11 protein-coding genes are annotated in these 12,658 nt (G+C 65.7%); 8 read left to right on the forward strand and 3 right to left on the reverse strand.

Going from position 1 to position 12,658, the window contains the following annotated elements; translation table 11 throughout:
- Positions 1–79: 79 nt before the first annotated feature.
- The 7 genes from AAHB16_RS31440 to AAHB16_RS31470 all read left to right on the forward strand — a co-directional run bounded on the left by AAHB16_RS31440 (position 80) and on the right by AAHB16_RS31470 (position 5,944).
- Complete coding sequence (locus AAHB16_RS31440) at positions 80–1,564, forward strand: RNA polymerase factor sigma-54 (RefSeq protein ID WP_342052815.1); 1,485 nt, start codon at positions 80–82, stop codon at positions 1,562–1,564.
- 49 nt (positions 1,565–1,613) lie between these two features.
- Positions 1,614–1,967 carry a ribosome hibernation-promoting factor, HPF/YfiA family gene (gene hpf / locus AAHB16_RS31445; protein ID WP_109582176.1) on the forward strand — a complete coding sequence of 118 codons (354 nt, stop codon included), beginning with the start codon at positions 1,614–1,616 and terminating at the stop codon, positions 1,965–1,967.
- A 306-nt stretch (positions 1,968–2,273) separates the two neighbouring features.
- Entirely contained in the window at positions 2,274–2,729 is a 456-nt protein-coding gene (gene ptsN, locus AAHB16_RS31450) for a PTS IIA-like nitrogen regulatory protein PtsN (protein WP_150372892.1), read from the forward strand.
- Positions 2,730–2,830: 101 nt separating this feature from the next.
- The gene (gene hprK, locus AAHB16_RS31455) at positions 2,831–3,802 is read left to right on the forward strand and encodes an HPr(Ser) kinase/phosphatase (protein WP_109582178.1); all 972 of its coding nucleotides are present in this window, start codon (positions 2,831–2,833) and stop codon (positions 3,800–3,802) included.
- A gap of 117 nt (positions 3,803–3,919) precedes the next feature.
- A complete protein-coding gene (locus AAHB16_RS31460; RefSeq protein ID WP_342052816.1) occupies positions 3,920–4,243 on the forward strand; it encodes a PsiF family protein in 324 nt (107 codons plus the stop codon).
- A gap of 61 nt (positions 4,244–4,304) precedes the next feature.
- Complete coding sequence (gene rapZ, locus AAHB16_RS31465; RefSeq protein ID WP_150372894.1) at positions 4,305–5,201, forward strand: RNase adapter RapZ; 897 nt, start codon at positions 4,305–4,307, stop codon at positions 5,199–5,201.
- Between the two features lie 68 nt (positions 5,202–5,269).
- On the forward strand, positions 5,270–5,944 hold the full coding sequence (locus tag AAHB16_RS31470) for an LON peptidase substrate-binding domain-containing protein (RefSeq protein WP_342052817.1): 675 nt from the start codon (positions 5,270–5,272) through the stop codon (positions 5,942–5,944).
- A gap of 10 nt (positions 5,945–5,954) precedes the next feature.
- On the opposite strand, the gene mutY is transcribed toward AAHB16_RS31470, so the two are convergent.
- The 3 genes from mutY to mutM form a co-directional block, all read right to left on the reverse strand.
- Positions 5,955–7,112: an A/G-specific adenine glycosylase gene (gene mutY, locus AAHB16_RS31475; RefSeq protein ID WP_342052818.1), complete on the reverse strand. Its 1,158-nt coding sequence runs from the start codon at positions 7,110–7,112 to the stop codon at positions 5,955–5,957.
- An 81-nt stretch (positions 7,113–7,193) separates the two neighbouring features.
- Entirely contained in the window at positions 7,194–9,140 is a 1,947-nt protein-coding gene (locus AAHB16_RS31480; protein ID WP_342052819.1) for a dynamin family protein, read from the reverse strand.
- 336 nt (positions 9,141–9,476) lie between these two features.
- Positions 9,477–10,343, reverse strand: a complete 867-nt coding sequence (mutM, locus tag AAHB16_RS31485) for a bifunctional DNA-formamidopyrimidine glycosylase/DNA-(apurinic or apyrimidinic site) lyase (RefSeq protein ID WP_150372898.1) — start codon at positions 10,341–10,343, stop codon at positions 9,477–9,479.
- Positions 10,344–10,697: 354 nt separating this feature from the next.
- Between mutM and AAHB16_RS31490 the strand changes: the two genes are divergently transcribed.
- A complete protein-coding gene (locus AAHB16_RS31490; RefSeq protein ID WP_342052820.1) occupies positions 10,698–12,596 on the forward strand; it encodes a tetratricopeptide repeat protein in 1,899 nt (632 codons plus the stop codon).
- The last annotated feature ends 62 nt before the right edge of the window (positions 12,597–12,658 follow it).

Raw genomic sequence — 12,658 nt, forward strand, 5'->3', positions numbered from 1 at the left:
GACACGATCACCGAGCCAAAGCGATAGGCGATAGCAATTTCCGTTCCATCGACGAGAAGATGCGCATAGAATAGGTCGCATGAAACCGTCGCTTCAGCTTCGCCTCTCCCAGCACCTTGCCCTTACCCCCCAACTGCAGCAGTCGATCCGGCTGCTGCAGCTCTCGACGTTGGAGCTCCAGCAGGAAGTGGAGCAGGCTCTGACGGAGAATCCCCTGCTCGAGCGCGAAAACGACTGGATCGAGAGCCCGCTGCGCGTGGCCGCCGATGGCTCCGTCAACGTGCAGAGCGCCCCCGCGCCCGCCCCGGCCGAGCCGCAGGGCAACGGCGAGGAGCGCGCGGAAGGCGCGGGCGGCAGCGACGAGGAAGGCTTCGGCGGCGATAACACCAGCGAGGACTACGGCAACGACTGGAGCCTCGACGATTTCGCGCGCCGTCCGCAGGGCGACGAGGACGAGAAGACGCCGATGCAGCTGCGCGACGCGGAACCCACGCTGCGCGAGCATCTGATGGAACAGGTCGCGCCGCTGAAGATTTCCCTGCGCGACAAGGGCCTGGCGGTGTTCCTGATCGAGTCGCTCGACGACGATGGCTATCTCGGCGCCACCCTCGAAGAAATTTTCTCGGAACTGCCCGAGGAACTCGAGTTCGAAATAGAGGAAGTGCAGTCGATGCTCACGCTGCTGCAGAGCTTCGATCCGCCCGGCGTGGGCGCGCGCAATGCGGCGGAATGTCTCACGCTGCAGCTGCGCCGCATCTCGCATCCGCAACGCGATCTTGCATTGTCGATCGTCAACCACCATCTGGAGTTACTGGCGGTGCGTGATTACACGCGCCTCAAGAAAGCGCTCCAGGTGGACGAAATAGCATTGAAGGCCGCGCACGATCTGATCCGCTCGCTGGCACCGTATCCCGGGCACGCCTATAGCAGGCCCGAGGCCGATTTCGTGGTGCCCGACGTGTTCGTGCGCAAGAGCGGAGGTGGCTGGATTGCCCAGCTGAATCCCGATGTGATGCCGCGATTACGCATCAACGACATGTACGCGCAGATCCTGCGCGGCGCGAAGGGCGAATCGGGCACTGCGGGGCTGCAGCAGAAGCTTCAGGAGGCGCGGTGGCTCATCAAGAACATACAGCAGCGCTTCGATACGATCCTGCGTGTGGCGCAGGCTATCGTCGAACGGCAGAAGAACTTTTTCACCCATGGGGAAATCGCGATGCGCCCCTTGGTTTTGAGGGAGATAGCCGATACACTCGGTTTACATGAGTCCACGATTTCGCGCGTGACCACGAACAAGTACATGGCCACGCCGATGGGGACTTTCGAGTTGAAGTACTTCTTCGGGAGCCACGTGTCCACCGAAACGGGTGGCGCAGCTTCATCCACGGCAATCCGCGCGCTGATCAAGCAACTCATAGGAGCCGAAGACCCCAAGAATCCCCTTTCCGACAGCCGCATCGCCGAACTGTTGGGCGAGCAGGGCTTTGTGGTCGCGCGGCGCACCGTCGCCAAATACCGCGAAGCGCTCAAGATCCCGGCAGTGAATCTCCGCAAGACTTTGTAGCCGAGTTGCACCGTCTGCCTGGTGTGACTCTTTCAGAAGGAGAAACGCTATGAACTTCAAGATCAGTGGACACCACCTGGACATCACGCCCCCTCTGCGTGAGTACGTGGAAACGAAACTGGAGCGTATCGTCAGGCATTTCGATCAAGTCATCGGTGTGAGCGTGCTGCTATCGGTCGACAACCACAAGGAAAAGGAACGGCGGCAGTATGCGGAAATCAATCTGCATCTGAAGGGCAAGGACATCTTCGTCGAAGCGCATCATGAAGACCTGTATGCGGCGATCGACTGTCTGGTCGACAAGCTCGACCGTCAGGTCATCCGCTACAAGGATCGCGTGCAGGGCCACGACCGCGAAGCCCTGAAGTACCAGATGGCTGCCGCGCAAATGCAGCAGCAATAAACACCGACGCGCGACGCCAACGTCGCCAAGGAGTGATACGAAGAGAGCAAAGCCGCGCAATCAGCGCGGCTTTTTTGATGGGCGCCCGATACGCGCGGCGCGTGGTCCGCCAGCCACGGGGAGTTGCAACCGTGCGGCGTCGGTGTATGCTGCGCCATACATGTACAAAGGAGACTGGCGTTCGCCGCCCGGAGTTGGCGACCGGTAGTGACCGGTATGGCGCAACGCTGCGGTGCACAAGGAACCGATGCCGCTGCTCTATAATGGCCGGACGCTTTACACCCCCAAGATACCCGCGCATCGCCCATGAATCGTTTGGCCAAACTGCTGCCACCCGGCAACATCACTCTCGACGTCAGCGTCACCAGCAAGAAGCGGGTGTTCGAGCAGGCCGGGCTCCTGTTCGAGAACAACCATGGCGTGGCACGCGCCACCGTGACCGACAATCTGTTCGCGCGGGAATCGCTCGGCTCGACCGGCCTGGGTGCCGGGGTCGCGATTCCGCACGGCCGCATCAAGGGGCTCAAGCAGCCGCTGGCCGGCTTTATGCGCCTGGCCGAGCCGATCCCGTTTGAATCGCCCGATGGCAAGCCCGTATCGCTGCTGATCTTCCTGCTCGTGCCCGAGCAGGCCACGCAGCAGCATCTGGAAATCCTGTCGGAGATCGCACAGCTGTTATCGGACCGCGAGATGCGCGACGGGCTCGCAACCCTGCCCACGCCCGAGGCGGTGCACCAGTTGCTGACCGAATGGCACCCATGAGGTCCCGCGGGAACGGCGGGGCTACCCGCTGCTGATCCGCGCGCCCGAGCGGCGCCAGCCACGGTGCCTGCCCCCTCCCAACCACCGCCCCACGTAATCGCATGGAACTCACCGGCGTCACCTCGCAGTCGATCTTCGACGACAACGCAGCCGATATCAAACTCTCGTGGGTGGCCGGACTGGAAGGCGCCGACCGTGCGTTCGACGTCGAGTTCGCGCGCGAGGCCACATCGGCGGCGGACCTCGTGGGTCACTTGAACCTGATCCATCCGAACCGCATCCAGGTGCTCGGCAAACCCGAGATCCTGTACTACCAGCGGCTCGACGACGAGCCGCGCAAGCGCCAGATGGGCGAGCTGATCCTGCTCGAGCCGCCGTTCCTCGTCGTGGCCGATGGCATGGAGCCGCCGCCCGACCTGGAACTGCGCTGCACGCGCTCTTCGACGCCGCTGTTCACCACGCCCGTGTCGTCGGCCGCGGTCATCGATCATCTGCGCCTGTACCTGTCGCGCATTTCGGCGCCGCGCGTGACCATGCACGGCGTGTTCCTCGACATTCTCGGCATGGGCGTGCTGATCATGGGCGAATCGGGCCTCGGCAAGAGTGAACTCGGCCTCGAACTGATCTCGCGCGGCCATGGCCTCGTGGCCGACGATGCGGTGGACTTCGTGCGCTTGGGCCCCGATTTCGTGGAAGGCCGCTGCCCGCCGCTGCTGCAGAACCTGCTCGAGGTACGCGGACTGGGCCTCCTCGATATCAAGACGATCTTCGGGGAAACCGCGGTCCGGCGAAAAATGAAGATCAAGCTCGTGGTGCAGCTCGTGCGCCGGAACGACGGCGAATTCGAGCGCCTGCCGCTCGATTCGCAATACCTCGACGTGCTCGGGCTGCCGATCCACATGGTGAAGATCCAGGTGGCGGCCGGCCGAAACCTCGCCGTGCTGGTGGAAGCCGCCGTGCGCAACACGATCCTGCGCCTGCGAGGCATCGACACGCTGCGCGACTTCATGGACCGTCAGCGCGCGGCCATGCAGGCCGATGTCGTATCGCGCGGGCAGGGCCGGCTGCTCTGAACGTCGCGGACAGGCGCCGCGCGGTCAACCTCGCCGGCATGGCCCACGTTGTGTGCGTTGACGGGCATGAAAAGCCCGCATGTTTTCCTGTGGTTCCACCCCCAAGGAGAGAGAAGCATGAAAAAGCTGATCGCGATGTGCGTGCTGGTAACCCCGCTGATCGCCATGGGCGCGTTTGCCCAGGGCGCTTCCGCTCCCGCGGCGGCTGCTGGCAACAGCCAGCAGGACCGGATGAAGGCATGCAACACGCAGGCCACGGGCAAGAAAGGCGACGATCGCAAGAAATTCATGAGCGATTGCCTGTCGGGCAAGCCCACGGCCGCCGCCGAGCCCAAGACGCAGCAGGAAAAGATGTCCGCCTGCAGCAAGCAGGGCAAGGGCAAGAAGGGCGACGACTACAAGGCATTCATGAAAGATTGCCTCTCCAAACCCGCCGCTTGATGTCGAATGGCGGCGTCATGTCATGACGTCGCCATCACCCGGTGCTATCCTTGCGGGTGCCATGCGAATCATTCTCATCACCGGAATCTCCGGCTCCGGCAAGTCCGTTGCGCTGAACGTCCTCGAAGATGCGGGCTATTACTGCGTCGACAACCTGCCGGCGCAGTTCATCCCCGATCTCGCGAGTTATCTGTCCTCCCAGGGCTATACGCACCTCGGCGTGGCCACCGATATTCGCAGCCGCGAATCGCTCGCGCGCTTACCCGAGACCGTACGCGACCTCGGACGCGATCATCAGGTGCAGGTGCTGTTCCTGACCGCGAACACCGATGCGCTCGTCCAGCGCTACTCGGAATCGCGCCGACGCCATCCGCTCTCCGTCCGTACCGAGGCCACGCCGTTGCTCGAGCAGCAGGCCAGCGTGGAGCCGGTGTACAACGATCGCTCGCTGATCGAGGCCATCGAGATGGAGCGCGAGCTGCTGAGTCCGCTCTCGGATTCGGCCCATCGTATCGATACCAGCAACGTGCGCACGAACACGCTGCGCAGCTGGATCAAGGATCTCATCCGCGACAGCCATATGCAGCAGCTGACGCTGCTGTTCGAGTCGTTCGGCTTCAAGCACGGCGTGCCGAGCGATGCGGACATGGTGTTCGACGTGCGCTCGCTGCCGAACCCGTACTACGACCTCGCGCTGCGCCCGCTCACGGGCCGCGACGCGCCCGTGGTGGACTTCCTGCAGAGCCAGCCGCTGGTGCTCGCCATGGCGGAAGATATCCGCGCCTATGTGGAAAAGTGGCTGCCGAGTTTCATCGCGGACAACCGCAGCTATCTCACGGTTGCCATCGGTTGCACGGGCGGGCAACATCGCTCCGTGTTCATCGCGGAAAGACTTGCCAACTACTTCCGGGCACATGGTAATGTGCTGGTCAGACACCGCGAGCTGGCACCGGGCTGATCGGCGTTTTCCGATCGACATGGGTGGCTCCGCGCGGCGCGACACGGTCCGTGCACCCATGGCTATCCATGTCCACCCATCCGCCTTATCCTCACCGTTCCGTCCCGACGGACGACGCTGACACCGCGCGCGTCATCCTCGACGAGCTGCCGCTGTTTCCCCTCCATACGGTGCTGTTCCCCGATGGCCGCCTGCCATTGCGCGTCTTTGAGAAGCGTTACGTGGACATGGTGCGTGGCTGCCTGCGCGACGGCAGCGCATTCGGCGTATGCCTGATCGCCAGCGGTCAGGAAGTGGCGCGTCCCGAAGATCCCACCGTGCCGGAGTCGGTCGGCTGCCTGGCCGAAATCGTCGATTGCAACATGGAGCAGCTGGGCGTGCTGCTGATCGAGGCACGCGGGCGCCAGCGCTTTCGCGTGCTGTCGCACGAGACGCGCGACGACGGCCTGCTCGTGGCGCGCGCGGAAGTGCTGCCCGACGACATCATCGACTGCAAGCTCGAACTGCTTGGCGAATGCCTGTCCGCCCTGCGGCGCATCGTCTCGTCGATCCACGCGGAGTCGCCCGACAACATGCCGTTCGCGGAGCCGTACCAGTGGGACGATCCCACCTGGGTCGCCAACCGGCTGTGCGAGCTGCTACCGGTGCCGCTCAAGGCCAAGCAGATGCTGATGGAACTGCCCGACGCGGGCATGCGTATCGAGATCGTGCACCGCTATATGCGGCAGCACCATATCGTCTGAATCGTCCAGGCTAGAACAGTCCGCCGCGCGCCTGGTCTTCGAGCAGGCGGCGCACCGGCGCCGGCGTCCCGAGTGCGTCGAGATCGTCGAGCGACAGCCAGCGCCGCGCGGGATCCTCGACATGCGAGACCGCGTCGAGGTCCACGCGAATCGCGCGAATCAGCAACCGGAAATGCGTGAACACATGCGTGAGCTCGCCCGCGAGCATCGCGCGCGACGGCGTGCCGAATGCGCGGGCCTGCGCAAGCGCGGCATCCTCGGCCGCTTCGATATCGAACGGCACGGTGTCCACCGGCATCTCGGGCAGGCTCCACAATCCACCCCAGATACCGCTGTCGGGCCGCAGGCCCAGCAGCACGTCGCGGCCATGCCGCATGACGAGCATGACGGTGCTGCGCTCGGGAATCGCGGCACGCGGCTTGGGCGTCGGCAGCACGGCGGTCAGCCCGTCGCGGCGCGCGACGCAGTCGGCCGCGAGCGGGCATGCGTCGGCATTGGCGAGGCACGCGGGCTTGCCGCGCGAGCACACGGTCGCGCCGAGGTCCATCAGACCCTGCGTGTACGCGATCATGTCCTCGGCCTGGTTCGGGCCCGCCGGTGGCAGCGCCTGCCCGGCCAGTTGCCACATGCGCGTCTCGATCGCGCGTTCGCCCGGATAACCCTCGATGCCGAACACGCGCGCAAAGACGCGCTTGACGTTGCCATCGAGAATGGGCGAGCGCACGCCCGCGCTGAACGCGGCAATCGCCGCGGCGGTCGAGCGGCCGATGCCGGGCAGCGTCACCAGTACATCGGGATCGGTCGGAAACACGCCGCCGTGCTCGTCCATCACGGCCTTGGCACAGCGGTGCAGATTACGGGCGCGCGAGTAGTAGCCCAGGCCCGCCCACAGCGCCATGACCTCGTCGGCCGGGGCGGCCGCGAGCGCGGCGACGGTCGGCAACTGGGTGACGAAGCGCTGGAAATACTCGATGACGGCCGCGACCTGCGTCTGCTGCAGCATGATCTCGGACAGCCAGATGCGATAGGCGTCGCGCGTGTTCTGCCACGGCAGGTCGTGGCGGCCGTGCCGGCGCTGCCAGTTCACGACGCGTATGCCGAAATCGGTCGGCACGGAGATCGGCGCTTGCGAGGAGGGGGATAAGGGAGACGCGGACTTGCGGGGCATGCGGCGAGACAGTGCGGCGAGACAGTGCGGCAGGGGTGAGGGAGACGAGGTGAGGCAGATATTACCCCACCCCCTCCCTCGTCAGGCCGCGCGCGCGCCCGCCTCGGCCGGCGTTTCGAGAATCGCCTTGGCGAACGCCTCGATGCGCCCGCTGCGTTCGTCGAGGCCGTTGAGCACTTCCTCGAGCTGCGAGATGCGGCTCTCGAGCGTGTCGGTAGCCTCGTGGATGCGCTCGATGGAATCGACGCGGCGGCGCAGCTGCTTCTGATGCTCGCGCACCTGCGCCTCCAGCGGCGTCATCACCGACTTCAGCCAGATCTCGATATCGCGGTTGAGATCGCGGAAGTTGTCGAGCACGCGGCTCGCCATCGTCGCAAACGCGTTCTGCACGAGCTGCGGCCGCGAGCGCGTGAGCATGTTCACGGCACCGAAGTGGTTGTTGACCAGCTGCAGCGTTTCCTGCAGGTCCATCGCATAGCGCGACGTCACGAACTGGATGGGCGCGGGCAGCGTGAAGCCATGCTCGGCGTTGAAGCGCCGGTACATGCTATCGACGAGCTGATGCAGGCCGGCAATCTTCTGGTCGGCCTCCTTGATCAGCCCCGTCAGCTGATCGAACAGCGCCTCCATGTCCTCGCGCAGGCCGCGCGAGAAGAAGCGTTCCTTCATCTGTTCGCGCGCGTCGCGCATCGTGCGGCGCACGTCGCGCAGTTGCAGGGCCTTGATGATGTCGGCGCTATGGCGGCCGAACACGAGGCGCAGCGCCTGGAACTTGGTGATGCTCTGCTCGAACTCTTCCTTCTCGCCCTGCACGCGCAGCAGCATGTGCTTGACCATCGCGTGGTTCTTGCCGCGCAGGCCGCGCAACTCGAACAACTGCTCGACGATATCGCGGCGGCGGCTCTGCAGCAGTTGCTGCGCGCCGCGCGAGACGTCGTGCACGAGGCGCTGCACCTGATCGGACACGATATCGCGGCGCTGCGGAATCAGCTGGTCCGACAGCACGTGCTCGAACTGCGCGAGATTGCTGCGCACGAGCAGCGGCTCGTCATGCGTGACCTTGGCGACGAGACCCTTCTGCGCGGACACCGGATAGACGCGGCGTTCCTCGATGCCGAGCACCTGCGCGGTCGTGCGGACCTGGCGCGAGATCTCCATCGCGATCTCGGGCGAGGACTTCAGCGGGTCCCACAGGCCGTCGATCTTGTTGAGCACCGCGAGGCAGCCGCGGCGATGGCCGGCGCCCACATGGCTGCGCCACAGCTCGAGGTCGCTCTTGGTCACGCCGGCATCGGCGGCCAGCACGAACACGACCACGTGCGCATCGGGAATCAGCCGCAGCGTCAGTTCGGGTTCGGTACCGATCGCGTTGAGACCCGGCGTGTCGAGAATGACGAGGCCCTGGCGCAGCAGCGGATGCGGGAAGTTGATCACCGCATGGCGCCAGCGCGAAATCTCGACCATGCCGTCCGCATCGACGGACCAGGCGGCATCGGGGTCGTTCTCGTGATACAGGCCCAGCGACTCCGCGACGGCCGGCGTCACGCGCGTGGTTTCCACCACGTGCTGGAACGCCGCAAGCATCCCCTCGGGCGAGGATGGGTCGAGCGGTACCGTGGTCCAGTGGGAGCCGCCAGCGGCGCCGGGCTCCATGAAATCGGCGGTGGAGGCTTCCTGCAGGCGCGTCTCGATCGGCAGCAGCCGGATGCTGGGCGCCTCGGCTTCGTCATAGCGCAGCTCGGTCGGACACATGGTGGTCCGGCCGGCCGACGACGGGAGAATGCGGCGGCCATAGTCGGCGAAGAAGATCGCGTTGATCAGCTCGCTCTTGCCGCGCGAAAACTCGGCGATGAACGCGACCTTGAGCCTGTCGCTCTTGAGCACGTTCTGGATGCGCTGGACGCGATCGTCGGCGGTGGCATCGTACAGGTCGTACTGCTGCAACCACGACTGGAATTCCGCTAGTGACTGGAGTACCCCCGTTCTCCAGGCGCCATACTGTTCGAATTGATGGGCAAGGCTTGTCATGGAGTGTTCGGCTGCGTTCGCTGTTTTGGGCTAGGTGTTATGGCACTGCGCGCACAAACGACGCCGACTTCGGGTGGCCCGTTGACCCTGCGGACCCGAGGCAGGCGCCTCTCGGTCAGACCCTTCCGATTTGATGGATCCGACGCTTTTTTGTAACTTTTTTTATCTGGGCACACGATACATGTTTCCGGCGCGATTTTGTGGAATTCGCGCCCCTCGATGGCTCCAAATTACGCGAGTGTTGCGCCGAGCCATCGGCCATGTCCGAGCGCCGTCCCCGCCCTGTGAAACGCGCGTGAACTGCAACAACAGGAAGCGTGCCGGAAGGCTGTCCGGCTACCGCTGGCAGTGGGGGCAGTAGAAGGTCGAGCGCTGGCCCTGAACGATCTGACGGATCGGCGTGCCGCATACGCGGCATGGCTCGCCGGTCCGGTCGTAGACAAGGCAGTCCAGCTGGAAGTAGCCCGTGTTGCCGTCGCTGCCTACGAAATCCCGCAGCGTGCTGCCGCCGCGGGCGATGGCCTCGGCCAGCGTCTCGCGTACGGCCACGGCCAGCCTGTCGTACCGCTCCCGGCTGATACGCCCGGCCGGCGTGGTCGGACGAATACCGGCCCGAAACAGGCTTTCCGATGCATATATGTTGCCGACGCCGACGACGATGTCGCCGGCCAGCAGCACGGTCTTGATGGCGGCCGACCGGCCGCGCGTATGGCGGTGGAACCAGCCGCCGTCGAATCGCGCGTCGAACGGCTCGACACCGAGGTTGGCGAGCAGCGGATGGCTCGGCAGTTCGGACTCCGGCAGCGGACTCCAGAGGATTGCACCAAACCGGCGCGGATCGCGAAAGCGCAGCACGATATCGCCACCCTCGCCCGTCGGCCCCGCGAGCACGAGGTCGAGGTGGTCGTGGGGTCCCGGCGCGGGCGCCTGCGGCCACACGCGCAGCGTGCCGGTCATCCCGAGGTGTACCAGCAGCCAGCCCGGCTCGGCCGCGCTCCCTTCCGCCGGCAGGCATTCGAGCAGCAGGTACTTGCCCCGGCGCTCGATGCGCGCGATCACGCGTCCGGCCAGCAATGCCTCCAGTTCCGGGTCCACAGGCCAGCGCAGGCCGCGATGGCGCACCGTCACCTCCACGATGCGCCGTCCGACCACATGCGGCAGCAATCCACGGCGCGTGACTTCGACTTCCGGTAACTCGGGCATCGCGAAAAACCTCTGAAAAACCTTTTGTTGTGGAAACTGGTACAGAACCTCTTGCCCGCCGCGACGCTCCAAGTCGCAGGCCCCCGGTTTCCGATGTGCGTGCTGTCAGACGCAACGCCGCACCGCTGGCAAGCAGGGCATTGTAGCGGCAGGCTACAATGCCTCTCATCCATTCCTGACGCCGCGTGCGCCGGAGCATAGTTTGTCCCGTTCGCCGATTTGTCCCGTTCGTCCCCAAAATAGGCCATGCGCCCGGAATTCATCCCGATGATCACCACCGCCAACATCGGCGAGCCGCGTTCGCGCGCTCGCCGCATCGCCCGCGTTGCCCGCATTGCCGCCCATACGCCCCATATGCCAGTTCTGCGCCATGCCCGCGCGCTGGCCGCGGCCGCGCTCCTGGCGTTCGGATCGCTCGCGTCGCTCACGGTACCGGCACCGGCATTCGCGGCACCCCCCGCGTCGCCCGCTTCCACGTCCGCTTCCACGTTCGCCCCGGCGGCTCCCCTGCCCGGCCTGCTCGCCCAGTCCGACGACGATGCGGAGCTCGCCCCGCCCTCGTCCGTCGCGCCGGCATCGCGCGCCCCGCGGACCCCGCTGCCCAACGTCACGCTGACGCCGGACATCATGTACCGCGTGCTCGCGGCGGAAATCTCGCTGCAGCGTGGTCTCGTCGGCACCGCCTATCGCACGTACCTGGACCTCGCGCGCTCGACGCGCGACCCCCGCCTGGCGCAACGCGCGACGGAAATCGCATTCAATGCGCGCATCTCGCAGCAGGCGCTCGACGCCTCGCGGCTGTGGGTCGAGCTCGCGCCGAAGTCGGCGGCGGCCCGTCAGGTGCTGTCGACGCTGCTGGTGCTCAACGGACGCTGGGAGGAAGCCGAGCCGCTGCTGGCGCAGCAGCTCGCTGCGGCACCCTCGGCGCATCGCGCCGAAGCGATCCTGCAGCTTCAGCAACAGTTATCGCGGACGAGCGACCCCGCCGGCGCGGTGGCCGTGCTCCAGCGCCTGACCGCGAACGACACAAAGCTGCCCGAGACGCATTTCGCGCTCGCGCGGGCCAAGGAAGCCGCGGGCGATTCGGCCGGCGCGCTGAAGGAACTCGACGAGACGCTGCGCCTGAAGCCGGACTTCGAGGCCGCGGCGCTGGCGGTCGCGGAAATGCGAGCCGAGCAGTCGCCGGACGAGGCAATCGCGGGGCTGAAGAAATTCCTCGCCAAGTCGCCGTCGTCGGTCAACGGGCATATCACGCTCGCGCGCCTGTATCTGCAGAAGAACGACATGGACGCCGCGCGCGACCAGTTCCAGGCGCTGCGCAAGGTCGCACCGAACGATCCGCGCGTGCCGCTCGCGCTCGGGCTGACCAGCCTGCAGGCGCGCAGCTATGACGACGCCGAGCGCTATCTGAAGGAATACCTGCAGATGGCCGAGAAGTCGCCGGCCGCGAACCCGGACGTCGCGTTCCAGTACCTCGCGCAGATCGCCGAGGAAAAGAAGGACTACAACGGCGCGATCCAGTGGCTCGACCGCATCGACGACGGCCGCCTCGCACCGGCCGCGCAGGCCAAGCGCGCGCAGTTGCTCGGCCGTCTCGGCAAGCTCGACGACGCGCAGGCCGTGTTCGGCGAGATGATGGCGGAGTCCGAGGACATTCCCGATCCGGCGCAACGCGCGCAGCGCATGGGCGCGATCCGTCAGGCCGAGGTGTCGATGCTGATCGACAGCAAGGCCTACGACCGCGCGCGCAAGGTGCTGACCGAACGCGTCAAGGCGGAACCCGACAACGCGGACTGGCTGTATGAACTCGCCATGCTCGACGAACGCGAGAAGCGCTACGACAGCATGGAGGTCGCCCTGCGCAAGGTCATCTCGATGCAGCCCGACCAGAAGCAGGGCTACAACGCGCTCGGCTATTCGCTGGCGGACCGCAACGAGCGGCTGCCCGAAGCGCGCAAGCTGCTCGAACGCGCGACCGAACTCGGCCCCGACGATCCGTACATCATGGATAGCCTCGGCTGGGTCAAGTTCCGCCAGGGCGAACTCCAGCCCGCCGCGGATCTGCTGCGCAATGCCTACGCGAAAGCGCCCGAGGCGGAAATCGGCGCGCACCTGGGCGAGGTGCTGTGGCAGCTCGGCCAGCAGGACGAAGCACGCAAGACCTGGAACGAGGCCGCGAAGATCGAGCCCGAGAACCAGACGCTGATCGATACGCTGCGCCGCTACAATCAGAACCTGCTGCTGTCCAAGTAATCCCGTGGGGGGGCCCCCCCCCCCCCCCCGGGCGGGGGGGCGGCGCGAGTAAAACGGCCCCC

Source organism: Cupriavidus sp. OTU4054 (genome assembly GCF_038440175.1).
Classification (GTDB): Bacteria; Pseudomonadota; Gammaproteobacteria; order Burkholderiales; family Burkholderiaceae; genus Cupriavidus; species Cupriavidus pauculus_D.

Excerpts from the sequence above, each read along its gene's own strand:
- AAHB16_RS31490 (WP_342052820.1), top strand. The coding sequence starts at position 10,698 with ATGCCAGTTCTGCGCCATGCCCGCGCGCTGGCCGCGGCCGCGCTCCTG.
- hpf (WP_109582176.1), top strand. The coding sequence starts at position 1,614 with ATGAACTTCAAGATCAGTGGACACCACCTGGACATCACGCCCCCTCTG.
- ptsN (WP_150372892.1), top strand. The coding sequence starts at position 2,274 with ATGAATCGTTTGGCCAAACTGCTGCCACCCGGCAACATCACTCTCGAC.
- AAHB16_RS31480 (WP_342052819.1), bottom strand. The coding sequence starts at position 9,140 with ATGACAAGCCTTGCCCATCAATTCGAACAGTATGGCGCCTGGAGAACG.
- hprK (WP_109582178.1), top strand. The coding sequence starts at position 2,831 with ATGGAACTCACCGGCGTCACCTCGCAGTCGATCTTCGACGACAACGCA.
- mutM (WP_150372898.1), bottom strand. The coding sequence starts at position 10,343 with ATGCCCGAGTTACCGGAAGTCGAAGTCACGCGCCGTGGATTGCTGCCG.
- AAHB16_RS31460 (WP_342052816.1), top strand. The coding sequence starts at position 3,920 with ATGAAAAAGCTGATCGCGATGTGCGTGCTGGTAACCCCGCTGATCGCC.
- AAHB16_RS31440 (WP_342052815.1), top strand. The coding sequence starts at position 80 with ATGAAACCGTCGCTTCAGCTTCGCCTCTCCCAGCACCTTGCCCTTACC.
- AAHB16_RS31470 (WP_342052817.1), top strand. The coding sequence starts at position 5,270 with ATGTCCACCCATCCGCCTTATCCTCACCGTTCCGTCCCGACGGACGAC.
- rapZ (WP_150372894.1), top strand. The coding sequence starts at position 4,305 with ATGCGAATCATTCTCATCACCGGAATCTCCGGCTCCGGCAAGTCCGTT.
- mutY (WP_342052818.1), bottom strand. The coding sequence starts at position 7,112 with ATGCCCCGCAAGTCCGCGTCTCCCTTATCCCCCTCCTCGCAAGCGCCG.